The 24,338-nt window shown below is 69.9% G+C and carries 22 protein-coding genes, 1 pseudogene and 1 riboswitch; of the genes and pseudogenes, 11 read left to right on the top strand and 12 right to left on the bottom strand.

Annotation, left to right across the window (positions count from 1 at the left end; genetic code table 11):
• Positions 1–46: 46 nt before the first annotated feature.
• From ACZ7DE_RS05785 to ACZ7DE_RS05760, 6 genes are all read left to right on the top strand, one after another.
• Entirely contained in the window at positions 47–2,089 is a 2,043-nt protein-coding gene (locus ACZ7DE_RS05785) for a CHAT domain-containing protein (RefSeq protein WP_470758412.1), read from the top strand.
• Between the two features lie 11 nt (positions 2,090–2,100).
• On the top strand, positions 2,101–2,532 hold the full coding sequence (locus ACZ7DE_RS05780; RefSeq protein ID WP_470758410.1) for a hypothetical protein: 432 nt from the start codon (positions 2,101–2,103) through the stop codon (positions 2,530–2,532).
• Positions 2,533–2,562: 30 nt separating this feature from the next.
• Positions 2,563–2,973 carry a CD225/dispanin family protein gene (locus tag ACZ7DE_RS05775; protein WP_470758408.1) on the top strand — a complete coding sequence of 137 codons (411 nt, stop codon included), beginning with the start codon at positions 2,563–2,565 and terminating at the stop codon, positions 2,971–2,973.
• Entirely contained in the window at positions 2,970–3,365 is a 396-nt protein-coding gene (locus ACZ7DE_RS05770; RefSeq protein WP_470758406.1) for a DUF2752 domain-containing protein, read from the top strand. The genes ACZ7DE_RS05775 and ACZ7DE_RS05770 overlap by 4 nt, the downstream gene beginning before the upstream one ends.
• A 3-nt stretch (positions 3,366–3,368) precedes the next feature.
• On the top strand, positions 3,369–5,057 hold the full coding sequence (locus tag ACZ7DE_RS05765) for an RHS repeat domain-containing protein (RefSeq protein WP_470758404.1): 1,689 nt from the start codon (positions 3,369–3,371) through the stop codon (positions 5,055–5,057).
• Positions 5,058–5,124: 67 nt separating this feature from the next.
• Complete coding sequence (locus ACZ7DE_RS05760) at positions 5,125–5,487, top strand: hypothetical protein (RefSeq protein WP_470758402.1); 363 nt, start codon at positions 5,125–5,127, stop codon at positions 5,485–5,487.
• A gap of 191 nt (positions 5,488–5,678) precedes the next feature.
• Here the strand turns inward: ACZ7DE_RS05760 and ACZ7DE_RS05755 are convergent, their stop codons facing one another.
• Complete coding sequence (locus ACZ7DE_RS05755; RefSeq protein WP_470758400.1) at positions 5,679–6,122, bottom strand: ATP-binding protein; 444 nt, start codon at positions 6,120–6,122, stop codon at positions 5,679–5,681.
• A 79-nt stretch (positions 6,123–6,201) separates the two neighbouring features.
• On the opposite strand from ACZ7DE_RS05755, the pseudogene ACZ7DE_RS05750 reads away from it, so the two are divergent.
• Together ACZ7DE_RS05750 and ACZ7DE_RS05745 are read left to right on the top strand one after the other, a co-directional pair.
• Positions 6,202–6,911: pseudogene (locus ACZ7DE_RS05750) on the top strand (helix-turn-helix domain-containing protein).
• Positions 6,889–7,074, top strand: a complete 186-nt coding sequence (locus ACZ7DE_RS05745) for a DUF397 domain-containing protein (protein ID WP_470758398.1) — start codon at positions 6,889–6,891, stop codon at positions 7,072–7,074. The pseudogene ACZ7DE_RS05750 and the gene ACZ7DE_RS05745 overlap by 23 nt, the downstream one beginning before the upstream one ends.
• Here ACZ7DE_RS05745 and ACZ7DE_RS05740 read toward each other — a convergent pair.
• Positions 7,058–8,227, bottom strand: coding sequence for a steroid 3-ketoacyl-CoA thiolase (locus ACZ7DE_RS05740; RefSeq protein WP_470758396.1), 1,170 nt, complete (start codon positions 8,225–8,227; stop codon positions 7,058–7,060). The genes ACZ7DE_RS05745 and ACZ7DE_RS05740 overlap by 17 nt on opposite strands.
• Before the next feature lie 193 nt (positions 8,228–8,420).
• Between ACZ7DE_RS05740 and ACZ7DE_RS05735 the strand changes: the two genes are divergently transcribed.
• On the top strand, positions 8,421–9,659 hold the full coding sequence (locus ACZ7DE_RS05735) for a cytochrome P450 (protein WP_470758394.1): 1,239 nt from the start codon (positions 8,421–8,423) through the stop codon (positions 9,657–9,659).
• Between the two features lie 43 nt (positions 9,660–9,702).
• Here ACZ7DE_RS05735 and ACZ7DE_RS05730 read toward each other — a convergent pair whose 3' ends face one another.
• The 9 genes from ACZ7DE_RS05730 to ACZ7DE_RS05690 form a co-directional block, all read right to left on the bottom strand.
• The gene (locus ACZ7DE_RS05730) at positions 9,703–10,404 is read right to left on the bottom strand and encodes a YoaK family protein (protein ID WP_470758392.1); all 702 of its coding nucleotides are present in this window, start codon (positions 10,402–10,404) and stop codon (positions 9,703–9,705) included.
• Positions 10,405–10,510: 106 nt separating this feature from the next.
• Complete coding sequence (locus ACZ7DE_RS05725) at positions 10,511–10,933, bottom strand: aggregation-promoting factor C-terminal-like domain-containing protein (RefSeq protein WP_470758390.1); 423 nt, start codon at positions 10,931–10,933, stop codon at positions 10,511–10,513.
• Between the two features lie 337 nt (positions 10,934–11,270).
• Entirely contained in the window at positions 11,271–12,191 is a 921-nt protein-coding gene (locus ACZ7DE_RS05720; RefSeq protein WP_470758388.1) for an ECF transporter S component, read from the bottom strand.
• Positions 12,188–14,017 (bottom strand): ABC transporter ATP-binding protein, encoded by a 1,830-nt coding sequence (locus ACZ7DE_RS05715; RefSeq protein ID WP_470758386.1) that lies wholly within the window; start codon positions 14,015–14,017, stop codon positions 12,188–12,190. Before ACZ7DE_RS05715 ends, ACZ7DE_RS05720 begins: the two co-directional genes overlap by 4 nt.
• On the bottom strand, positions 14,014–15,087 hold the full coding sequence (locus ACZ7DE_RS05710; protein WP_470758384.1) for a CbiQ family ECF transporter T component: 1,074 nt from the start codon (positions 15,085–15,087) through the stop codon (positions 14,014–14,016). The genes ACZ7DE_RS05715 and ACZ7DE_RS05710 overlap by 4 nt, the downstream gene beginning before the upstream one ends.
• Positions 15,080–15,778: an SCO2322 family protein gene (locus ACZ7DE_RS05705; RefSeq protein ID WP_470758382.1), complete on the bottom strand. Its 699-nt coding sequence runs from the start codon at positions 15,776–15,778 to the stop codon at positions 15,080–15,082. Before ACZ7DE_RS05705 ends, ACZ7DE_RS05710 begins: the two co-directional genes overlap by 8 nt.
• Positions 15,775–17,013 (bottom strand): prenyltransferase/squalene oxidase repeat-containing protein, encoded by a 1,239-nt coding sequence (locus tag ACZ7DE_RS05700; RefSeq protein WP_470758380.1) that lies wholly within the window; start codon positions 17,011–17,013, stop codon positions 15,775–15,777. Before ACZ7DE_RS05700 ends, ACZ7DE_RS05705 begins: the two co-directional genes overlap by 4 nt.
• A gap of 126 nt (positions 17,014–17,139) precedes the next feature.
• Positions 17,140–17,211: riboswitch (adenosylcobalamin-variant (AdoCbl-variant) riboswitch) on the bottom strand.
• A gap of 125 nt (positions 17,212–17,336) precedes the next feature.
• A complete protein-coding gene (locus ACZ7DE_RS05695; RefSeq protein WP_470758378.1) occupies positions 17,337–18,362 on the bottom strand; it encodes an MBL fold metallo-hydrolase in 1,026 nt (341 codons plus the stop codon).
• Between the two features lie 321 nt (positions 18,363–18,683).
• Positions 18,684–21,182 (bottom strand): tetratricopeptide repeat protein, encoded by a 2,499-nt coding sequence (locus ACZ7DE_RS05690; protein WP_470758376.1) that lies wholly within the window; start codon positions 21,180–21,182, stop codon positions 18,684–18,686.
• A 318-nt stretch (positions 21,183–21,500) separates the two neighbouring features.
• Here ACZ7DE_RS05690 and ACZ7DE_RS05685 point away from each other — a divergent pair, with 318 nt between their 5' ends.
• Positions 21,501–22,958 carry an aldehyde dehydrogenase gene (locus ACZ7DE_RS05685; RefSeq protein WP_470758374.1) on the top strand — a complete coding sequence of 486 codons (1,458 nt, stop codon included), beginning with the start codon at positions 21,501–21,503 and terminating at the stop codon, positions 22,956–22,958.
• 98 nt (positions 22,959–23,056) lie between these two features.
• A complete protein-coding gene (locus ACZ7DE_RS05680) occupies positions 23,057–23,272 on the top strand; it encodes a ferredoxin (RefSeq protein ID WP_470758979.1) in 216 nt (71 codons plus the stop codon).
• A gap of 311 nt (positions 23,273–23,583) precedes the next feature.
• Here ACZ7DE_RS05680 and ACZ7DE_RS05675 read toward each other — a convergent pair whose 3' ends face one another.
• A complete protein-coding gene (locus tag ACZ7DE_RS05675; protein WP_470758372.1) occupies positions 23,584–24,213 on the bottom strand; it encodes a TetR family transcriptional regulator in 630 nt (209 codons plus the stop codon).
• Positions 24,214–24,338: the final 125 nt, after the last annotated feature.

Raw genomic sequence — 24,338 nt, 5'->3', positions numbered from 1 at the left:
AGAATCGGGTGTGCACTTGTAATGGTGGGGTTCGGAGGTGGCGGGAATGGAGATCCTACCGTTTCGGCTCGAAATCATTGAAACCGATACCGAATGGATCGTCGGGTGCGCCTCCGAGTTGGGTGAAGCGAGCATGAGGGTGCCTCCCCCGTATTCGGCGAATGAACTGGAAGAGACGCTGGGGGGAGTGGAGCGCTCTCTGGAGAGGTCGTACAGCAGGGAAGTCGTGCGTGGCGCGTCGACTCCGGAGAAAGACGTCCGAGAATTCGGAAACGTGCTCACCAGAACGGTCCTGCGGGATGACGTATTCGCCCTGTTCGACCGGTGTCGAATTCAAGCCAAGGAGCAGGGGAGGTCGCTCCGGATATTGTTGCGCCCGGACGGTCCCAGGGTGGGGGGTATTCCGTGGGAGTATATGGTCGATCCGTCCCGCGATGACTACCTGGCTCTTCACGTCCCGGTCGTGCGGAATTTGCGGCTCAGGGATCCCGTAACCCCCATGGCTCTTTCCCTCCCGCTGCGAGTGCTCGGCATCTCGGCACTCCCGGACGATCTTCCCCCGCTGGACGCGCGACAGGAGAGGGAGCGAATCGAACAGGTTCTCCAGCAGGACAGTTCGGACAAGGTTGACGTGCACTGGCTGCCCGGCGACCGGTATCAGGATCTCAAAAACGCATTGCGCACAGACACATGGCATGTCCTCCACTGCGTCTGCCACGGCGGATTCGGTGACACCGAGGGATACATCCAGCTCACCGGCGACGACGGGCTGGCGATGCGCGTCCACGCCAGCGACCTCCGGCGGCGGATCGGGGACAGTCCCCAGCTGCGTCTGGTCGTGCTGAACGCCTGTGAGTCCGCGGTGAGCGGACCGGGCAACGCCTTCACGAGTATGGCCGCCGCCCTCGTGGCGGCGGGAGTGCCGGCCGTGGTCGCCATGCAGTACGCGATCACTGACCGGGCCGCTTTCACGTTCGCGTCCTCTTTCTACGAACGGATCGCCGAAGGGCTGCCGGTGGACCGCGCGGTGACACTCGCCCGGGATGACGTGAAAGTGCGTCTGGGCAGCCTGGAGTGGGCCACCCCGGTGCTGTTCCTCGCGTCCGACACGGTCCAGATCTTCGCTCCGCCCAAGGTGTCGCTGGACAGAGACAAGCAGTCGCCCGGGCGCGAGGAACGGCGGAAGCAGCCCGGGAGGAGCGCCGTACTCGCCGAGGTCGGCCCCTGCGGGCATGTGGCCCTCGGGCCCGGGAACCTGGTGGCCGCGGCCTGCGAGGACGGTGTCATCCGGGTCGTCGAGACCGCGAAGGGGAAACTGGTCGCCCAATGCCTGCTGGTGCAGCGCGAGAAGCCGGTGCGCATCGCCTGGAGCCCCTGGCGACGGTACCTCGCGAGCCGGTACCAGGACGGCACCGTCGTCCTCTGGGATCTCAAGACCGAGATGCCCGTGCACGTGATGACCGCAGCGGGGCAGGGCGAGGGCCTCGCCTTCAGCTCGGACGGCCACTGGCTCGCAGTGACCGCGGGAAATCACCTCCACGTCTACGACGCGCGCGGCGCCCGCGTGAGGGACCTGACCGTCTGTTCGCCGAAACAGGCCGCACTCTGGGCGGCGGGCCAGAACGCCCCGCTCGGGCCGGCCTGCTTCGCGCCCGGCGACCGACACGTGGTCGTGGCCTGCGGAGACGGACGGATCCGACAGCTCAACGTGCGGGGGCTGCCCGTCATGGAATGGCCGCACCCCCAACCCGTCGTCTCCCTCGCCGCCGCGGACGGCCTTCTGGCCACAGGCTGCATGGACGGCCGGGGGCGTCTGTGGACCTGGGAAGGCGACCTTCTCTGGCGCACGCAACCGAAGCGCCCCGCCCACCAACTGGCGTTCGCCACCGGATGTGCCGCGGTCGCGATGGCGCATCAGCGAGGCAAGGTGGCCATCCGGAACGTGCACACCGGCAAGGCGTCACCCGTGACGAAACTGGCGAGTCGGCCCGTAGGACTCGGCTTCCTCGAAGACGACCGGGGACTCGTGACCGCCACCCGCACGGGCGCAGTGGAGCGCTGGGAACTGCCCGACTGGATGGCCGACTAGGGAGCCGCTCCATGACAGACCCCGAGGTCGAGATCCTCTGGCCCTCAGCCCTGCCTTCCAGCCCGGCCGAGGAGGGGCAGGACCTGCTGCGCGCCGCCGGCATCGACGCCGCGTGTCTGCTGCTGCCGACCCGGCGGGGGGCGGCCGACATCGTGCTGGTCCTCGTCACGACGGCCGTCGCGGAACCGTTCCTGCGAACCATTTTCGAGAAGCTCGCCGAAGACGCCCACAACGGGTTGAAGCAGTTCACGGACCGGCTGCTGAACCGGACTTCGGACGGGACGCCGACACCGCAGAGCGTGGTTTTCGAGATGTCGGCCGGCGGCCGAGTCACGTTCACCGGCGATGTTCCGGAGCGGGCGTACGAGCAGGCGGTCGCTCTGGACGCCCGAGGCGAGAGCTGGACCTGGGACTCCCGGCACACCATGTGGGTCCCCGACTGAGATCGCGGATCCGGAGGAGGGCAGTCAGCCATGGCCGACAAGCATCACGAACCGCAGAGCGATGACGTCTGGGGACCGGATCCTCTGGGGCAGCAGCCCTTCCATCCGTCCTCCGGGCAGCCGGGCTGGAGCCAGGAGACCGGCCAGGACTCATGGGGGACGCACCACACACCGCAAAGACCGGCGCCCGAGTCGTACATGACCCCGGCCATCCTTGTCACGATCCTCTGCTTCCTGCCGACGGGGATAGCGGCCATCGTCTTCGCCTCACAGGTCTCGGCCAAGAACACCGCGGGCGACTACGAGGGAGCCGTCCAGGCGTCACGGAAGGCTCGGATCCTCGTTTTCGTGAGCTTGGGGATCGGAGTCCTGTTCTGGCTGATCATGATCATTATCGCGGGCGCGTCGGACAGCTCCGCCGCGCACATGCCCGTGCCGTGACCGCGCCGCTCCGGCGTCGTGCCCGCGAAGCATGGCTGGGCGGTGCGGTGCTGGCCGCGGTCACCCTTGCCACAGCGCTCTCCGACCCCACGCGCCCCGGCCGGTTCCCCTCCTGTCCGTTCCGGGCCTTCACGGGGTGGGACTGCCCGGGCTGTGGGAGCCTGCGTGCACTGCACGCACTCACCCACGGCGACGTGGCGGCGGCGGTGGACTACAACGCGCTCCTTGTCGTCTTCCTGCCGTTCGGCGCCGTCATCTGGCTGCGTGCCGTCACCGGCAGGTCCCGACCGCGCGTTCTCCCCGTGTGGGCCGCCCGCGCCTTGGCCGCGACGGTCGTGCTCTGGGCCGTGATCCGCAACCTTCCCCTCTTCGGGGGCGTACTGGCCTCTTGAACGGTGATCAACCGCATCGCGTCACGGCTCCGTCCCGCCCCGGAACCGATCGTCTCGTGCGGCCAGCCGCTCCTGGAGCCGCGCGTCGGAGGCCAGGACCCGTACTGGACGACCTACGCCTACGACGCGCTCGGCAACCGCAAGACCGAAACCCAGCACAAGACGGCCGCGGGCCCGGTGGCGGACACGGTCCGCACCTACGCCGAGCCGGCCGCCGGCACGCACAACCTGCCCGGCGTCACCCAGACGGGCACCGACCCGCACACGGAGACGTACACCTACACGGCGGGCAACACCGAGACCCGCACCTTCAAGCAGGGCAGCACGACGACTGTCGGCCAGGACCTGGACTGGGACGACGAGGGCCACCTCAAGTCGGTCACCGACAGCGGCAAGACGACCAGCTACCTCTACGACGCCGACGGCCAGCGCCTGACCCGCACCGACTCGACCGGCACGACGCTCTACCTCCCCGGGGGCAACGAGCTCACCATCGACAAGTCCGGCAAGGCGACGGGCACCCGGTACTACAGCACCGGCGCCCAAACGGTCGCCATGCGCACCGGCGGCAAGCTCACCTTCCTCCTCGCCGACCACCACGGCACGACCACGACCCAGGTCACGGCGGACGCCGCTCAGGCGATCACCCGCCGAAAGACAGGCATCTTCGGTACCGCGCGAGGCGCCCAGCTCGGCCCCTGGTCGGGCGACAAGGGCTTCGTCGGCGGCACCAAGGACACGGACACAGGCCTGACCCACCTCGGCGCCCGCGAGTACGACCCATCGATCGGCCGCTTCCTCAGCGTCGACCCCGTTCTAGTCCTGACAAGCCCCCAGCAGATCCACGGCTACAGCTACGCCAACAACAACCCCGTCTCGCTCAGCGACCCTTCAGGTCTCTGCGCGGACTTCGACTGCCCGACCCGCCCGGGCCCGGGATACGAGAACACCACGCCCACCCATGCGCCCGGACCACCGAAGAAGTCTGCCAACACGGTCGCAGCCGAAAACGGAGAGTGCTACAACTGCGACGGCACGGCGAGCGGAAGCGGTGTCGCCTGTGACGCGAAGTGCCAGATGGACCGCGCCATCTGGCAGCAGGGCATCAAGGCGAAGCCCGTGCCGTACGTCGACTCCTACATGATCCTCAAGTCCTGGTTCACCGGCATTGGCCCTGATCGCTGGCAGTTCACCGCAGGGGATGCCTTCACAGACGAAGTTAAGGATCAGCGCTGGTTGGACGAGGTTCGCGAGATGTTCGGCTCGGAACTGAAGGGGATGAAGGTCGGTGTTTCGAAGCGGTATGACCGAAAGATGTCGGCACTCAGTGCGGCAGAGAAGCTGGTGCAGATCGTCGAGGACGGGTTCGGGGTGATCACGGGGGACAAGTTCAAGCAGCCGGGACGGGACGACGGACGGTTCGGCAACCGTTCGAGTGCTGTGCTCGGGTCGTTCATGCTGACAGCCAAGCTTGAATCAGCCACAGAACGGCAGGGCCGTGTCAGATTTACTGTTCAAGATACGATTACTCGTGAGTCGGGGATGCGTTCCCCGACAGGTGGCGGGTACCAGGACGGCAAGTCCTTCACGCCGCTGAGGATTCTCTTCAACGGCATTCAGCGAAGGTTCCCCGAGGGCCAGCACCCGACTTCAGTGACGGTATCTTGGAGTGAGACGATTGCGATCCGCTAAGAGCCTGCGTCTCACCATCGTTGGCACTGTCTCCGCCCTGGCCGCAGCCGGGTGCACGGGAGGGAGCGTGCCGGACACCGCCGAGTCGCTGACTCGCCAGCAGGTGGTCGGGCGATGGAGTGCGGGGGTCAGCCGTACAGCTCATCTCGCTGATGACGGCACCGTCGTCATCACCGGTGTTCCTTGTGAGGATCTGCTTGCGGACGGGAAGGACGGCGGGGCCGAGGTACGGGGAAAGTGGGCGCTGAAGCAGCGTCTTCCAGGTCAAGATTCAGATATCTGGGTCGACCTCGTATTCCCTGCTGGAGTCTGTGGCAGCACCGGAGAGTTCGAGAGCGGTTTCTATCCCTATGGGGAGGCAGGCAAGCTCTCCCTGTCCCTCGGGGGTCCCGATATGCAGGAGGCGGACCTAGTCTTCACCAAGGGGTGAAGTCTCCCTGTAAGCGGCGATGGGGCTCCACCGGATCCGCTCGGCCAGTGGTCGCCTAGCCTCGATCTTTCGTGAGGGTAGGCCGACGGATCGGTGGACCCTTTTGCCTTCCGGGGCTCCAGTCGCCTGAACCCAGGAGGAGCCGGCGGCGATGGGGAAGTCAGGGAGATCGGCGAGGAGCTTGCCCGCAGTCAGCGGGGATCGCTGCCCTGAACCTGCGGAGTGGCGCACTCAAACCACACCGCCTTTCCGCCGTCCGGGGTCGGAGTCACGCCCCATGTGTCGACCAGGGCGTTCAGGAGGAGCAGGCCTCGGCCGCTTTCCGCGTCCGGTTGCAACATCTGTGGAGCGGGCAGCAGTTGGCCGTAGGCGTCCGTCACCTCGGCCCGCACCCCTGTCGCCTGCTTCAACAGCAGCAGCGTGCAGCGGCGGTTCGGGGTGTGGCGGACCACGTTGGCGATCAGTTCCGTCAGCGCCAGTTCCACCGGGTCCGTCAGCTCCTCCAGCGCCCAGTCCGTCAGGAACCTGCGGGCGATCCTGCGGATGTGGCGGGCGGAGTGGGCGTCGACCGTCAGGGCCATCCGGTACTGCGTGGGCACCGGGGGCGCGTAGACCGAGGGGAAGTATCCGTTCACGTTACGAGGATGACCTCGCGCAACTACTCTGGGCTACAGGTTGAATGCAACGAGTGGCCGCGTGAGAGAGGTGTCCTGCGTGACCCATGTGAACATCCTTGACCCCGGAGCCTCCCCGCTCGACTACTACGGGTTCGAGCTGCGGCGTTTGCGGGAGGCGGCCGAACTCACGCAGCGGCAGCTCGGGGACATCCTCAATTACACCGGGTCCTTGGTGGGCCAGATCGAGACGGCCAGGAAAGTGCCCACCCTGGAGTTCAGCGAGCGCGTGGATGCCGCGCTGGGGTCCGGCGGGTTGTTCTCGCGACTGGTCGCTACGCGCGGGCGGTGCTTGGGGCGCTCGATCAAACCGACCTCGACGACCGCACCGCCGTGCGACTGGGTCGCCAGTGCATCTTCGACAAGGCTCAACCGCCCCTGTACTGGGCGGTGCTGAGTGAGGCTGCGCTGTGTCAAGAGATCGGTGGTCGCGCTGTCATGCGGGACCAACTGATCCACCTGTTGTCCTTCGAGGGCAATCCGCGGATCAACGTCCAAGTGTTGCCCTTTGCCGCGGGCGCACATGCCGGCTTGCAAGGCTCGTTCGACGTCTACCGCTTCGCGGGCGATGCCCCCATCGTCTACACCGAGGGCTACAACAGTGGGCATCCGACCGCCAACCCGGACACCGTCCAGGACTGCTCACTCCGTTACGATCATCTCCAAGCCGCCGCGCTCTCTCTCAGGGACTCGGTGGCGTTGATCCGGCGAGTGATGGAGGAACGCTATGGAGAGCGGCATCTGGCGTAAGTCCAGCTACAGCGGCGACCAGGGCGGCAACTGTGTCGAAGTCGCCGAGTTCCCCGCCGCCGCCGTCGCCGTCCGTGACTCCATGTCCCCGGCGGGCCCGGTCCTCATCGTCGAGCCCGCCGTCTTCTCGGAGTTCGTCCGCTGGACTACAGCCTTTGGATGATCGTCCCCGTAGCCAATGCGCCGCCCGCGCACATGGTGATCAGGGCGAACTCCCTGTCCGTGCGTTCCAGTTCGTGCAGGGCCGTCGTGATCAGACGGGCGCCCGTCGCGCCGACCGGGTGGCCGAGGGCTATCGCGCCGCCGTTGACGTTGACCTTGGTCATGTCGGCCTCGAAGACCTGGGACCAGCTCAGCACGACCGATGCGAACGCCTCGTTGATCTCGATCAGGTCGACGTCCTTCAGGGACATCCCCGCCTTGCCCAGGACGGCCTTCGTCGCGTCGATCGGGCCGTCCAGGTGGAAGTGCGGGTCGGCTCCCACCAGGGCCTGGGCCACGATCCTCGCCCTCGGCTTCAGCTTCAGGGCCTTCGCCATCCGCTTCGACGCCCACATGATCGCCGCCGCGCCGTCGCTGATCTGCGAGGAGTTGCCGGCCGTGTGGATCGCCGTCGGCATCACCGGTTTGAGGCCCGCCAGCGCTTCGAGCGACGTGTCGCGCAGGCCCTCGTCGCGGTCGACCAGGCGCCACATGCCCTGGCCGGCCGCCTGCTCCTCCTCCGTCGTCGGGACCTGGACCGCGAACGTCTCGCGCTTGAAGCGCTCCTCGGACCAGGCCGCCGCCGCGCGTTCCTGGGAGAGCAGGCCGAGCCCGTCGACGTCCGCCCGGCTCAACCCCCGGTGGCGCGCAATGCGTTCGGCCGCCTCGAACTGGTTGGGGAGGTCGACGTTCCACTCGTCCGGGAACGGTTTGCCCGGGCCGTGCTTGGAGCCCGAGCCGAGGGGGACGCGGCTCATCGCCTCGACGCCGCACGAGATGCCGACGTCGATCACGCCCGCCGCGATCATGTTGGCCGTCATGTGCGAGGCCTGCTGCGAGGAGCCGCACTGGCAGTCGACCGTCGTCGCCGCCGTCTCGTAGGGGAGGCCGACTGTCAGCCAGGCCGTCCTCGCGGGGTTCATGGACTGTTCGCCGGCGTGGGTCACCGTGCCGCCGACTATCTGTTCCACGGCGTCGGCGGGGATGCCGGTGCGGCCCAGGAGTTCGCGGTAGGTCTCGCCCAGGAGATAGGCGGGGTGCAGGTTGGCGAGCGCGCCGCCGCGCTTGCCGATGGGGGTGCGGACTGCTTCCACGATCACGGGTTCGGCGGCCATGGGTGCGGATCCCTTCGGAACTAGTACGTGTTCTAGTTCTGCTCCATGCAGTCTGCTGACGTGATGTGCGTCACCGCAAGGGTCTTGCAGCCTCGAGGGTCCTGAACTACCTTCTCCGCAATCTGTTTCTGATGAATCGTCAGATTCGTCAGACGCCGACGTAGCTAGCATCGTCAGATGGCTGGAGCCGCCGATGCCCTGTCCAGCGCTTCCCGACGGGTTCGACTTCACCGACCCCGACCTGCTGCAACGCCATGTGCCCCTGCCGGAGTTCGCCGAGTTGCGGCAGGCCGAACCGGTCCGCTGGATCCCGCAGACCGGCAACGTCGCCGGGTTCCAGGATGAGGGCTACTGGGCAGTGACCCGGCACGCGGATGTGAAATACGTTTCCACGCACCCGGAGATCTTCTCCTCCTACCTCAACACCGCGATCATCCGGTTCAACGAGCGCATCGAACGCGCTTCGATCGACGCCCAGCGGTTCATCCTGCTGAACATGGACCCACCCGAGCACACCCGCGTGCGGCAGATCGTGCAGCGGGGGTTCACTCCCCGTGCCATTCGGGGGCTCGAGGAGCGGCTGCGGGCACGGGCCACCGCCATCGTCGCGCGGGCGCGCGAGCAGGGGGGCGGGTCCTTCGACTTCGTCACGTCCGTCGCCTCGGAGCTGCCGCTGCAGGCCATCGCCGAGCTGATCGGCGTGCCGCAGGAGGACCGCTCCAAGATCTTCGACTGGTCCAACAAGATGATCGCGTACGACGACCCCGAGTTCGCCATCACCGCCGAAGTGGGCCAGCAGTCCGCCGCCGAGATCCTCGCGTACGCCATGGACATGGCCGCCGAGCGGAAGCAGTGCCCCGCCCAGGACATCGTCTCCACGCTCGTGGCCGCCGAGAACGAGGGCAACCTCAACTCCGACGAGTTCGGCTTCTTCGTGCTGATGCTCGCCGTCGCCGGCAACGAGACGACCCGCAACGCGACGACCCACGGCATGCACGCCTTCCTCACCCACCCCGAGCAGTGGGAGCTGTACAAGCGGGAGCGGCCCGCGACCGCCGCCGAGGAGATCGTGCGGTGGGCCACGCCCGTCGTCGCCTTCCAGCGGACCGCCACCCAGGACACCGAGCTCGGCGGCAAGCTGATCAGGAAGGGGGACCGGGTCGGGATCTTCTACGCCTCCGCCAACCGCGATCCCGAGGTGTTCGACCGGCCCGACGACTTCGACGTCACCCGGGATCCCAATCCGCACCTCGGGTTCGGCGGGGGTGGGCCCCACTTCTGCCTGGGCAAGTCGCTCGCCGTGCTGGAGATCAACCTCATCTTCAACGCCATCGCCGACGCCATGCCCGACCTGCGGCTGGTGAACGATCCGCGCCGGCTGCGTTCGGCCTGGATCAACGGAGTGAAGGAGCTGCGGGTCAGCGCCGGATGAGCGGAGTGGGCGGGAGGTGCGGGGCGACGCGGGTGAGCAGTGATCAGTCCTTGCCGGACACCGTGAACGCCAGGACCGCCGGCGTCGTCGCAGCCAGGAGCAGCGGGACCGACAGGTCGTGGCGGAGCACCAGGGCCGCGCCCAGCGTCGCGCCCGAGAACATCGCGATCACGGCCGCCGTACGGCGGGGCGATCGTCCGCGCGAGCCGTCGCCAGCCCAGGAGTCGGCGGCCAGGCCGGTCAGGGTCATGGTCACGACGGTGGTCGTGGTGAGGCCACGCACCGCCAGTTTGCGGACCGTCGCGTTGCGCAACCCCATGGCGAAAGCGGTCAGGACGATGATCGTGTAGACGGTGGCCGGGGCGTCGTCCTCGGTGGAGGCCGCCACGGCCGCCGCGGCGGCCAGCAGAAGGGCCTCGGTGGCCAGTATCACCCGGGCCAGGGAGCGGCGTGAGCCCCCGCCCACCCGGCGCGAGACCCGGCCACCGGTCGTCGCGCCCGCCAGGAAACAGGCCAGTGAGGTCGCCGTGTGCGGGACCGAGAAGCCCGGAGCGCCGGCGGCGGCGAACCCGAGGACGACGACGTTGCCGGTCATGTTGGCCGTGAAGACATGCCCCAGGCCGAGATAGGTGACCGCGTCGATCAGGCCGCTCATGGCGGTCAGGGCGAGGAGGGCGGGGACCAGACGTACGCCGTGTGCCGGCGGATCCGTCGGCGGCTCGGTCGGGTGCTCGGTGCCGGTCATCCGCCCAGTGCAGCACGGCAAGGTGGGGAAACGCCGAAAGCGGCGGCCCCGGGGATCGGGGGCCGCCGCCTTCAGCGCGCGTAGCGCGCGTTCATGGGGGTTCGGCTCAGTACCAGCCGTTCATCTGCCAGAAGTTCCAGGCGGCGACGGGGCTGCCGTAACGGGAGTTCATGTAGTCCAGCCCCCACTTGATCTGGGTCTTGGCGTTGGTCTTCCAGTCGGAGCCGGCCGAGGCCATCTTGGAGCCGGGCAGGGCCTGGACGAGGCCGTAGGCGCCGGAGGAGGCGTTGGTGGCGTCGACGTCCCAGCCGCTCTCGTGCTTCACGATGTTGGCGAAGGCGTTGTACTGAGCCGTGTTCGGGATCATCTTGTGCGCGATCGCCTGGGCCTGGGCGGCCGAGGGCACCGAGGACGTCGCGGCCTGGGCGGGGGCCGCGGACAGGGCCATGCCGGCGGTGGCGGCGGCCACGGCGACGGTGGTGAGGACCTTCTTCGGGGTGGCGATGCGACGGATGACGGAGACGGACACGGAGAACCTTTTTCTTCGGGGACGTTGGCTGTCGCCTGCATGCCGGAGTCACGCGGTGCGTGGCCGCACCGCGTGATGTGCGGTGGGTGGCTGCATGCCGCGGCGCCGAGGCCCGTGGGGCTCGTCGGCGCCGTGCGACGTCATCCAGAGAAGCAGGATCGGGAGCTGCCCGCAAAGACCCCTTTTGCTAGTTGTGGCCGTATCCGAGGGAAAGGCCCCTCGTGTGACCTGGCTCTCAAAGTGCAGGTCAGAGGCCCTGGCGGCATGGTCGTAACATCCTATTTGTCCGACTAGGCAGCCTAGTAGGTGATGTGGGTCATGTGGGGTGGTTCACCGGTCAACGGCCTTCTCGGTGGCCGTCGGGGGCCTCGAATGTGACCGCGGTCTCGAAGGCCGCGCGGCGGGTGGCTCTGCGTAGCGCCTTGAGCACCGCCGGACCGAGGGTGAGGGTCAGCAGGACCGTGACCAGGGCCCGGCCCAGGTCCCAGCCCAGCGAGGTCGCCACGCAGTACGCGACGAAGCGGGCCAGGTTCGCCGGGACCGTCCCGCCCGGGTCGAACGCCACGCCCGAGGCCAGCGCGCCCATGAACGGCCAGCCGGCCATGTTCATCGCCGTGCCGTAGGCGAAGGCGGCGAGGAAGCCGTACCCCGAGAGCAGGACCAGCTCGGCGCGCCCGCGCAGCCGCTCGGAGCCCGGCAGCAGGCCCGCGCCCATCGTGAACCAGCCCATGGCCAGCATCTGGAACGGCATCCACGGGCCCACCCCGCCCGTGAGCAGGGCGGACGCGAACATCGTCACCGAGCCGAGGACGAAGCCGAAGCCCGGGCCCAGGACCCGGCCGCTCAGCACCATGAGGAAGAACATGGGCTCGATGCCCGCCGTCCCCGCGCCGATCGGGCGCAACGCCGCGCCCGTCGCCGCCAGCACGCCCAGCATCGCCACCGCCTTCGCGCCCAGTCCCGACTCCGAGATCGTCGCCGCGACGACCGCGACCAGCAGCACCAGCAGGCCCGCGAACAGCCAGGGGGCGTCCTGCGCGTGGGCGTTCAGGGCGGAGGCGGGAGGGGCCAGGAAAGGCCAGCTGAACGCGATCACTCCCACCGCGCTGACCAGCGTCAACGCGGCCAGCGAGCGGGGTCCCAGGTGAACGGCGCGCGGACGCCGCCGGGGCGCCTTCGTCGTCGACGCGGTCGTGCTCGTTGTCGGGGCGGTCGTCCTCGTCGTCGAGGCGGTCCTCTTGGTCGTCCGAGCGGTCATCGCAGCGCCCGCCTCACCTGCGCGACGGTGAGCCACTCCTGCGGGGCGAGGATCTTCGTCACCTGCGGGGCGAACGACGGGGACGAGACCACCACCTCCGCCGTCGGGCCGTCGGCGATCACCTCGCCCTCCGCCAGCAGCACCACCCGGTGAGCCAGCTCCGCTGCCAGCTCCACGTCGTGCGTGGCCAGCACGATCGCGTGACCGGCCGAGGCCAGCTCGCGCAGGACGGCGACCAGGCGTGCCTTCGCCGCGTAGTCCAGGCCGCGGGTCGGCTCGTCGAGGAGGAGCAGCGGCGGACGGGCGGCGAGGACGACCGCCAGCGCGAGCGTGAGGCGCTGGCCCTCCGAGAGGTCGCGGGGGTGGGTGTCGTCCGAGATGCCGGGGAGGAGATCCGAGACCAGGGCGCGGCACGTGCCGGGAGCGGCCCCCGCGTCCCGGTCGGCGGCCACGCACTCGGCCGCGACCGTGTCGGCGTACAGCAGGTCGCGCGGCTCCTGCGGGACCAGGCCGACGCGGCGGACCAGGTCGCGGGCAGAGGTGCGGTGCGGGACCGCGCCGCCGACGAGCACCGTGCCGGCGGACGGCTCCACCAGGCCCACGAACGTGTTGAGCAGCGTCGACTTTCCGGCGCCGTTGCGGCCCATGAGGGCGACGGTCTCGCCGGGCCCGACCGTGAGCCCTACGTCGCGCAGGGCCTGCACACCGGCCCGGCGCACCCCCAGGGCGCGGGCCTCGGCGGGCGGCGCGGGGACGCCGGGTGCGGATGCGCCGGGGGCGGGCGTGGGTACGGGTGTCGGGCCGGCGGTGGTGGCGGTCCGGCGGAAGCGGCGGCGGGCGGGGGGCTTGGCGGCTGGTGCTGGTGCCGGTGGCTGTGTGACAGGGGCCCGTAGGGAGGCGTCCCGTGCCGGGGCCTCGGCGGTCCGTGTCGGAGGCTCGGCGGTCCGTGTCGGGTCCGACGGTGGGTGGGGTGAGTGGGCGTCGCGGGACGAGTCACCGGGGGCCTCCCGTTCGGCCAGTCGCTCCCGCAGGTCGCCCGCGCGGCGTCGGGCGTCCCGCACGGTCAGCGGCAGGGGGGACCAGCCGGCCAGCCGGCCCAGGTCCACCACCGGCGGGAACACCGGGGACACGGCCATGACGTCCGCCGGGGCGCCGAGCAGCGGGGCCGCCCCCGGGGAGGGCAGGAGCGCCACCTGGTCGGCGTACTGCAGGACGCGTTCCAGGCGGTGCTCCGCCAGCAGCACCGTCGTGCCGAGGTCGTGGACGAGCCGCAGGAGGACGGCGAGGACCTCCTCCGCGGCCGCCGGGTCGAGCGCGGACGTCGGCTCGTCCAGGACGAGCACCCGGGGGTGCGGGGTGAGGACCGAGCCGATCGCCACCCGCTGCTGCTGGCCGCCCGAGAGGGTGGCGAGGGGACGGTCGCGCAGACCGGCCAGACCGAGCAGGTCGAGGGTCTCCTCGACGCGGCGCCGCATCACCGGCGGTGCTAGGCCCAACGACTCCATGCCGTAGGCGAGTTCCTCCTCGACCGTGTCCGTCACGAAGTGCGAGAGCGGGTCCTGGCCCACCGTGCCCACGACGTCGGCGAGTTCGCGCGGCTTGTGCGTGCGGGTGTCGCGGCCGGCGACCGTGACGCGGCCGCTCAGGACCCCGCCGGTGAAGTGCGGGACGAGGCCGCTCACCGCGCCGAGCAGCGTCGACTTGCCCACCCCCGACGGGCCCGCCACCAGCACGAGTTCACCCTCGGGGACCGTGAAGTCGACGTCCCTGACGGTGGGTTCGGCGGCCCCGTCGTACGTCACGGAGACGCTCTCGAAGCGGATCACGACGGCTCCTTGTACACGAACGCGGGCAGCAGGGCGAGGAGTACGGCCGCCGCCGGCCACAGGGGGAGGGCGGGCGCGGTCAACGGGACCACCCCGGGGTGCAGGGCCGCCGGGTCGGCCGACCCGGCCACGGTGAGCAGGGCGGCCACCGCGGCGCCGGAGGCGGCGATCAGACAGGCGCGCGGGCTCCAGTGGTCCGGGCGGTAACGGGTGCGCGGGGAGCGGCGGCCGCCCAGCCGCAGTCCGGCCAGCGCCGCGACGACCCCGGCGAGCAGCACCGGCAGGCCGTACGAGCCGCCCGCCGCGGTCAGCAGACCGTACGTTCCGGCGCAGACGCCGAGCAGTCCGCCGAGCGTGAGGACCGCGGTCGTGCGGCGGACGGGGGCGGGGACGTCGGCGGTACGGCCGTAACCGCGCGCGTCCATCGCGGCGGCGAGGGCGACCGAGCGCTCCAGCGCGCCCTCCAGAACCGGCAGCCCCACCTGGAGGAGACCGCGCAGCCCCCGGTCCGGACGCCCCCGCAGGCGGCGGGCGGCGCGCAGACGGTGGACGTCCGCGATGAGGTTCGGGGCGAAGGTGAGCGCCACGACGACCGCCACGCCGGTCTCGTACAGCGCGCCGGGGAGCGTCTTGAGCAGACGGGAAGGGCTGGCCAGGGCGTTCGCCGCGCCCACGCAGACGAGAAGGGTGGCCAGCTTCAGACCGTCGTAGAACGCGAAGAGCAGCCCCTCCGCCGTGACCGCGCCGCCCAGCCGGATGCCCTGCACCCAGTGCGGCAGCGGGACTTCGGGCAGGGCGACGAGCACATGCGTGCCGGGGATCGGGGAGCCCAGCGCCACCACGAAGACCAGACGGACGACGAGGACTGCGAGGGCGAGCTTGAGGAACGCGGAGTAGGAGCGGGCCCAGGGAGTGTCGGGGCGGCACACCGTGACGACGTACGCGGACACGGTCAGCAGGAGGCCGAGCAGCAGCGGGTTGGTGGTGCGGGTCGCGGCGGTGCCGAGACCGAGGGCCCACAACCACCAGGCGGCGGGGTGGAGTTGCGGGCGGGAGCGGCGGTCAGCCATTCCCGCGCGAACCCCGCCGCCGCGCCTGCCACGCCGCGGCCGCGCCCAGCGCCGCCACCGCCGCCGCGCCCGCGAACAGCCCGACCGACGGGCCGCCGTCCTTCCCGCTCCCGTTCCCGTTCCCGTCCTCGCTCCCGTTCCCGTTCTCCTTGGCCGCCGTGGGCCGCCGGGTGCGCGTCCCGTCCGCCGAGACCTGCTCACCGCACCCGGTCTCCGGATACCCGGAGATCGCGCACAGCAGGGCGTTGGCGTCGTAGCGCAGGGGCTTGGCGACCGCGGCGAGCGCCTCGGCCGTCGTCGCGGCCGGGGTGACCCGGGCGCAGGCCGTGCGCGGCGACGGCGGTGTCCCGCCGCCGCTCGGGGCGTCCGCCGCCGTGCCGAAGTCGATGACCAGGGCCACCCGCTTCGTGCCGTCCTGCGCGGGCGTCCTCGCGCAGATCGCCGCGAAGGAGGCGGCGCCGCGCGGCTGCGAGGCGTCCTTGGAGTCCTCGCTCACCGCGAACCGGAAGCCCTGCACGTCGCCGTCGGCGGGGCGGGCGGTGGACGGTCCCTGGGTGGCGTAGGTCCAGTGGTCGCCGGCGCGGTCCCAGAAGGACCAGTAGCGGTAGCCGGCGGCCTGGGCCGGCTGAGCCGCGCCGGCCAGGAGCAGCGACAGCGCGGCGAGGACGAGGACGGCGCACCGGCGTGTCACGGCTGCCGCTGCTTCCGGCCCCGGGCGCTGATCAGGAAGCCGATGCCGACGCCGGCGACGAGGAAGACGCCGACGATCCACCAGACGCCGTACCCGGACTCCGAGTCGTCCTTGCCGTCGGACGCGGCCGTCCGCTCCGCGGCCTTGTCCGTGGCCTGCGGGGCCGGTCCCGTCGCGTTGAGCTGTGCGACCAGGTCGGCGCCGCCGAAGTGGCGGGGGTCGGCGCCCATGGCGTGAGCCGCGAAGACCAACTGGGCGTAGGCGGCGGGACCGCTCTGCCGCGCCCAGCCCGCGGCGTTCTGCTCCAGCCAGGCGAGAGGCTTCTTCGCCTGCGCGGTCCACCCGTGGGCGGCGAGGGCGACGACCGCGTCGGCGGTGTTGCCGTAGTCGGGCTGGTTCTCTGCGCCGGGCAGGGCCGACTCCAGATGGCCCTTCTTCCCGATCGTGCCGGCGAGGTAGGCCGAGCCGTTGCGGGCGAGCTGGTCCGGGGTGAGCGGGTCGGGCGAACCGCCGCAGACGGGGCCGTCCTGCGGCGTCTTCCCGGCCGTCGTCACGAACCCCTTGCCGAGGGCGCCGAGCACGCCCGCCGCCGTCGCGTCCGCGTTGGCCGCGAGGCCGCCCTTCTTGTCCGGCTGGTAGGCGAACGCGCCGCCGCCGGCCCGGTCGCAGGGGATGGAGAGCTTCACCAGGGCGTCGTACGGCGACTTCCCGGCCTTCTTCACCTCCGCGGGCCGCTGTCCGGCCGCAGTCATCGCCCCCGCCACGACGGACGTCGAGTTCGCGTCGCTGGGCCCGCCGGGGGAGTAGCCCCAGCCGCCGTCGGCGTTCTGGACGGACTTCAGCCAGCCGAGCGCCTTCTGCGCCTCGGCCCGGTGGCCGCCGAGCGCGGCGAGCGCCTGCACCGCAGCCGCCGTGCTGTTGGTGTCCACCATCAGCTTCGCGTCGCACGGCTTGGCGGTGTCGGCGCGGAAGGCGGCGAAGGCGCCGTTCGCGCACTGCTGCCCGGCCAGCCAGGCCACGGCCGAGTCGGCCGGGGTGACACCCGCCGTGTGCTGCGCGAGCAGGGCCAGCGACTGGCGCCAGACACCGTCGTACGTCGGGTCGGTCGTGCCGTACAGCCCGTCGGGTATCGCCACCGACGGGGTGGGGGACGGGGTGGCGGCGACGGCGGGGACGGCGGCGCCCAGCACGACGGTGGCGGCGGCCAGGGCCGCGGCGCTGCGGCGTACGTTCATGATCGGCGGGTGCCTCTCCCTGTGGGGGAGCCGGGCAGCACGGGGCGACCCCGGCGGCTCGGCTCCGTATGCCTCGACGGTGCCGTGCGGCGGCGGACCTGCCGACGCACATGAGCCGGTCACGGTCCCGTACCGGGCGATCCGGCTGTCACGGTTGCGGGTCAGCGCCGGATTTGCACCGGCTTCCCCCTGTACGGGTGTGATGACGACGCGGCCACTCTACCGGCAGGTAGGAAGGCGCCCGAGGGGTGCCCGGCGGGCGGGGCCGGAGCCCTGCCCGGGCTCGTGGACGCGCCCGTAGGGCGGAGGCCGGGCTCCCGCGTTCACACCGCCGCGTACGTCACCGGATCGCTCCCCGTGACCGCCTCCGCCCGCCCCAGCTTCACCAGCCGCCGCAGATGCGCCTCCGCCTCCGAGACGGCGATGTTCCTCGACCCGTAGGGGATCTCCGCCCAGGGCCGGTTCCACTCCATGCGCTCGGCGAGCTGCCAGGGGGTGAGCGGGGAGGCGAGGAGGGCGAGGAGCTGTGTGAGGCGCTCCTCGTGGTGGGAGAGCAACTCCCGTACCCGGGACGGTGCGTCGGTGAAGGCGTGCTGGTGTGCCGGGAGGATCTCGGCGGGGGCGAGGCGGCCCACGCGTTCGAGGGAGTCGAGGTAGTCGCCGAGCGGGTCGGTGACCGTCAGGTCGTCGGGGTCCTCGTAGAGGCCGATGTGCGGGGTGATCCCGGGGAGCACGTGGTCGCCGGAGAACAGACGGCCGTGACCCGGGAGTCCGGCCGGGTGGTCCTCCTCCAGGTGGAGGCAGACATGGCCGGGGGTGTGGCCCGGGGTCCAGATCGCGCGCAGCCGGCGGCCGGGCAGATCGAGGAGCTCGCCGGGGACGATCTCGCGGTCGGGGAGGGCCGGGGACAGCCCCGGCAGAGTGCGGCGGCGCGCCGTGCGCAGCGGTGCGATGTGGGACTCGGGGGCGCCGGCCGCCGCCAGCTTCTCGGCCATGTAGGCATACCAGCGTTCGGGGCGGGTCCGCCGGGTCCGCCGCACGATCGACGCGTCCGCTGCGTGCATCGCCACCCATGCCCCGGAGGCCTCCCGCACCTGCGCGGACAGTCCGTGGTGGTCCGGGTGGTGGTGGGTGATGACGACGCCGTGCAACTCGGCGACGGACGTGCCGCAGGCCGCGAGCCCCGCGCCGAGGGCTTCCCAGGAGGCGGGGTCGTCCCAGCCCGTGTCGATCAGCACCGGCCCGCGGTCGGTGTCGACGACGTAGACGAGCGTGTGGCCGAGCGGGTTGTCCGGGATGGGAACCCGCAGGGACCGCACCCCTCCGCCATGATCGAGCACCTTCGTCATCCGCCCTCCGTCCCACGGCCATTGCCCACTATAACTAGAACTGGTTCCAATGGGTGCCCAAGTCGACTGACCCTGCTGAGAGTTGGGCTGACCTGCACTGATGCGCGCACCACTTATCGCCGCTTGTCGACCGTTGGTCACCGCTGGACGGCCCGGAGACGGCCCGGGCGTTGGGGCGGCTCCTGGTCGCGTGGTCGGCGAAGTCGCCGCACTTCGCTGCGTCGAGCGCGAGTGGGCGGCGCCCAATGAGCACCGGTCGGTGCGGCCGGAAGCGCACTGTTCACAGGAAGCCGGCGCCCAGAGACCGCAGAAGGGGCAGGTTCACGCGTGCGGTGTCCTGCGACGCAGTGCAGCAAGCAGGCTGCGTTCGACCCGGACTCTGCCCCGTCCTGACTCGTCCGGTATCTGTGCGTAGATGCTGTCCGCCATCTCCAGATGCGCGTCCGCGGAGTCGAGGTTTCCGCTGAGGCGTTCGAGCGTGCACAGTTCCAGTTCCGTCCAGGCGATGCCCCGTTTGTTCCCGATCTCACGGTAGATGGCGAGCGCACTCTCCAGGCGCCTCCGGGACGCTTGAAGATCGCCGGTTACGCGGTGCAGGGAGCCGAGTTCGACCAACGCATCGGCGCGGTTGCGTGTGCCGCCGAGTTCTGTGAACACTCGCAAGGCCTCGGACAACAGAGCAAGCGACTCGGCGTGCTGCCCCCTCATGCGGGCAACGATTCCCAGTTCGCGATCCGCCCACGCCTGTCCGTTGCGGTCGTCCGCGCCTTCATAGATCCGCCGGGCCGCACGGAAGTTCTGCTGGGCAGTGTCGTACGCGCGGTTCTGACGATGGACCGTGCCGATCTCGATGCGGATCCAGGCCTCGTTTCGTTCGTTGCCGATCTCATGGAAGAGGGGCAAAGCCGAGTTCAGATGCTGAAGCGCCGTAGGGTAGTTGCCATTGCGTCGTTCCAGCATCCCAAGCATCCCCTGCGCATCCGCGCGACCTCGCTTGTCATTCTCTCGGCAGTACAACGCCTCAGCCGTTGACGCCCGACCAGCCGCATCGGCGTACTTTCCGGTATGTTGATCAATGGTCCCCAGTTCGGAATGGCAGTTGGCTTGACCGAGCAAGTCACGTTCGGCTTCAAATATCAGCAACGCACACTCGGCTTCATCGCGGGCCTTTGTGTAATCGGCGCGGGTCCGCTCCATCCGGGAGATTTCAAGACGGCATACGGCCTCTCCGCGCGAATCGTCTGCGCGCACTGCGATCCGACGCGCAGCCGAGAGGAGGTCCATCGCCTGGGGAATGTTGCGATGGACGCGCATGTAATACGCGACGGCACTCACCAGCTTCCATGTCTGGTTCCAACTGCGGGCGATCGCGAGACGAATCACTGCCAGCAGATCATCGAAGTTCGCTGAAAGGTATGAGAGCGCCTCCCCCTCCGTCATCGATCTGACACGTGTGAGGACGCGGGAGTCGACGCTCGTGACGACTGGTGCGTTGATATCTGCAGCGAGATCCCTGGCCATGTCCAGGCTTGCCTGGAACAGTCGCTCCAGGGCTCGCTTACACCCGCACTCACACTCAGGCTCCTGCGCACCGGTGCGGTGTCGACCGTCGGCGAGTGCGAGATCCCGCACGTGGTCATGGAAACCGTAGCTGGGGCCGGCCTCGTGCAGGATGCCTACACGGTGGAGTTCTGTGAGCGCCTCCTCTGCTTCTTCCGCCGGCATACCGGCGAGTGCCCCCGCAAAGACTGGCGTCAGATGCGGCCCTGGATGCAGTGCGGAACGGTGCAGTACAAGTCGATCTCGTGACGAGAGGCGGCCGAAGGAGAGAGCGAGGGCGTCGGTTCCTCTGCTCCGTCCCGGAGTTCTCCCGAGGTCTGGAGACGCTCCTGTCAAGAGTTGGCCGACTGCGTGACGAACCATCAGTGGCAGCCTGTGCAGGGCGGCGAGATCGCCCACAGTGGTTCCGGTGACCTCACGCGAGGAACGGCGCATAATCTCAGCGATCATGAAGGCTGCCTCGTGTTCCGACAGCTCCTCAAGTCGGAGGTGAAGATCCGGATCGATTCCGGCTATGGAATCCTCGCGAGTGGTGGCGATCACCAGGCAGTGCTCGGAATTCGGCCGCACCTTTTCTATGTGCTTGGCCTGCGTCACGTCGTCGAGCACCAGGAGCATGCGACGATCTGCCGTGGCGACACGCCATCTGTTCACAAGTTGAGAGGTGTCGAGTGTGGCAGTGGACGCGTCGGGCGTAAGTGTGCCCAGGAGGTCCAGAAGCACATCGCGTACCTCCAGGGGCCCCGTCCCGGAAGCGTGACTGCGGAATCCCATGAAGAGCTGGCCGTCGGGAAAGCGGTCTACCAGTCTGTAGGCAGCCTGTACGGCGAACTCAGTCTTCCCCACACCTGATTCTCCGGTTATGAGGAACAACGTTGCACGGTAGTCATGGCGGGCCGGGTGCGTGACCACCATCTCGAGTTCACGACGGCGCCCGGCGAACACCGCACTCGCAGGCGGCAGCGTGCGTGGCGTGTCGACCCGGCCCGCATGTCCGCTGCGGAACTCACTTTCCGCGCGAGGCGGGTACGTGGCGGCGGCCGCACAGAGCGACACAAGCACAACCAGAGAGGAGAAGATCCACCAGTTCCACTCGGAAGTGACCAAGTTGGTCAGCGCGCCCACCCCGGTGCCGAGTACCGGCCCTGCGGCGAGCAGCAGCTTGCGACGGCGTCCATGCCGGACGGTGGGCTGTCTGGCCAACGATTCACCCGATTCGTCGTAGGCGGGCGGCGGCAGGGGTATCTTCGATGCTTCCACACGGATCGTGTATGAACACGCCCTTTGGGCAGCCGGGCACGTGGTCGGCATGCCCTGTCTGCCGCTGTCACATCGACGCTTCGGCGCTTCAGGTGATCCGGCCGACGCCGAGCAGTCCTCGCGTAAGCGTGTGCTCCTTTCGGGGCCATGCGTCGGCTCCTCCGTGGACACCGGTGCTGTTGGCGGTCCCCAGCTTCCTCACCGGCCCCTGATCATCGGGAAACCGCTGTTCAGGGGCATTCGTGTCTCGTCCGTGGACTACTTCAACCGGAACTGGTATCAGTTTCTGAAATACCGTCAGAAATGAAGGCAGTGGCCATGACTGAGCTCGTGGAGCACGGAAAGCTGTTCATCGGCGGCGAGTTGACCGACCCCCTGGGCGAAGCCGTCATCGAGGTGATCTCGCCGCACACGGAGGAGGTCATCGGGCGGGTGCCGCATGCCTCGCCGGCCGACGTCGACCGGGCCGTCGCCGTCGCCCGGCGGGCCTTCGACGAGGGGCCCTGGCCGCGGCTGTCGCTCGACGAGCGGATCGAGGTCGTCGGCCGGATCAAGGACGGGATCCTCGCGCGTCACGAGGAGCTCGCCCGGGTGATCTCGTCCGAGAACGGCTCGCCGTACTCCTGGAGCGTCCTCGCGCAGGCCCTCGGCGCGATGATGGTGTGGGACGCGGCGATCACCGTCGCCCGGGGCTTCACCTACGAGGAGCGGCGCGACGGCGTGCTCGGCAGGATCCTCGTGCGGCGCGAGCCGGTCGGCGTGGTCGCGGCCGTCGTCCCCTGGAACGTCCCGCAGTTCGTGGCAGCCGCCAAGCTCGCGCCCGCGCTGCTCACCGGCTGCACGGTGATCCTCAAGCCGTCCCCGGAGTCGCCGCTGGACGCGTACGTCCTCGCGGACATCGTGCGGGAGGCCGGGCTGCCCGAGGGCGTGCTGTCGATCCTGCCGGCGGACCGTGAGGTGAGCGAGTACCTGGTCGGGCACGCGGGCGTCGACAAGGTCTCCTTCACCGGGTCGGTCGCGGCCGGGAAGCGGGTCATGGAGGTGGCGTCCCGCAACCTCACCCGGGTGACCCTGGAGCTGGGCGGGAAGTCGGCGGCGGTCGTCCTGCCGGACGCGGACATCGCGACCGCCGTGCCGGGGATCGCCTCGGCCGCCTGGATGAACAACGGCCAGGCGTGTGTCGCCCAGACCCGGATCCTGCTCCCGCGCTCGCGCTACGACGAGTTCGCGGACGCCTTCGCGGCGGCGGCGGACGCCCTGGTCGTCGGCGATCCGCTGGACCCGGCGACCCAGGTCGGCCCGCTGGTGGCCGAGCGGCAGCAGCGCCGCAACCTCGACTACATCCGCATCGGGCAGGAGGAGGGCGCGAAGATCCTCACCGGCGGGGGCCGTCCGGCGGGTCTGGACCGCGGCTGGTACGTCGAGCCGACCCTCTTCGGCGACGTCGACAACTCCATGCGGATCGCCCGCGAGGAGATCTTCGGGCCGGTGATCTGCCTCCTGCCCTACGGCGACGAGGCCGAGGCGCTGAAGATCGCGAACGACTCGGACTACGGGCTCAGCGGCAGCGTGTGGACGGCCGACGTCGAGCACGGAATCGAGGTCGCGCGCCAGGTCCGCACGGGGACGTACTCCGTGAACACCTTCAGTCTGGACATGCTCGGTCCGTTCGGCGGCTACAAGAACTCCGGGCTGGGGCGGGAGTTCGGCCCCGAGGGCTTCGGCGAGTACCTGGAGCACAAGATGATCCACCTGCCGGCGGGGTGGGAGGGGTGAGGGAGACGGAGGTGCCTCCCGCGCGGGCGCCGTCGAACGCGGGGGCGCCGTCGAACGCAGGGGCGGGGGCGAACGCGGGGACGGGGGACCGGTGGCACGTGGAGGTGGACCGCTCCCTGTGCATCGGCTCCGCCCAGTGCGTCCACCACGCGCCCGCGGGCTTCCGGCTGGACACCGCCCGACAGTCGCATCCGGCCACCCCGGACACCGACGCGAACGAGCGGGTGCTGGCGGCGGCGGAGAGCTGCCCGGTGGAGGCGATCGTGATCACGATGGCAGGGAGCGGTGAAGCGGTCTTCCCTCCCGACGAGTAAAAATATCCGATTCGGGGTATTGCCTCATGCTTTGCGTGTTCTATTCTGGTAGTGGCCTACGAGGCGAGTGAGGGAGTTCGACCGGAGTAGCCGACTTCTGCGAGACGCCGAGAGGTACGGGCATCCGCTGAGGCCGACGTCGACGGACGGACTGAGGGACCGGAAGGTCGCAGGACAGGGCCTGACGGAAAGCCCTCGTCGTCTCGTAGGTCCTCTGCGTGCGGGGCTGGGTCCTCTGTCTGCAGGGCCCTTTTTGCGTGCGCGGGCGCCCGCGCGGTCCACGGCCCGGCCGGTGCGCGGGGACGCGCGGTCTATGCCCGCGGGCCGGGCGCGTGCGGATCCGTCACGTCGATCAGCCGGCACACCGTCTCGATGTCTATGCGCACCTGCGCGATGGACGCGCGGCCCGACAGCCAGGTGATGAGCGCCGAGTGCCACGTGTGCTCGATGACGCGGACCGCGGAGAGCTGCTCGGGCGTGGGGTCGGTCAGGCCCATCGAGTCCAGGATGATCGCCGTCGTCTGGCGGGACACCTGGTCGACCTCCGGCGACACGCTGCGGTCGGCGAACGTCAGCGCGCGGACCATCGCGTCGGCGAGGTGCGGCTCGCGTTGCAGGGCGCGGAAGGCGCGCATCAGGGTCTCCGCGACGCGGTCCGCCGCGCGCTCGCCCGTCGGCGGCTTCTTCCGCAGCGTGCCGTGCATGTGTTCCAACTGGTCCTGCATCGTGGCGACCAGCAGGTGCACCTTGGAGGGGAAGTAGCGGTACAGCGTGCCGAGGGCGACCTGCGAGGACTCCGCGACCTCCCGCATCTGCACCGCGTCGAAACCGCCCCGGCTGGCCAACTGCGCGCTCGCGTGCAGGATGCGGCGGCGGCGCGCCTCCTGCCGCTCGGTGAGAGGGGAGTGCGCGGGGCGCTGAGGGCTGGCTTCCGCAGACATGGGTCCCGTTCCGGTCCGTTCCGTGACAGTCGTGGTGACAGTCGGTGAGGGGCGGTGATCATACGGCTCGGCCGGTGATCGGTCGTGGCGTGAATCACCTGATCCACTGCTCACAGCGCTCGTAC

The sequence above is a fragment of the Streptomyces sp. NPDC037083 genome, assembly GCF_055606485.1.
Note: the sequence above shows the minus strand (reverse complement) of the source record. Positions and strands in the feature narration are given on the sequence as shown.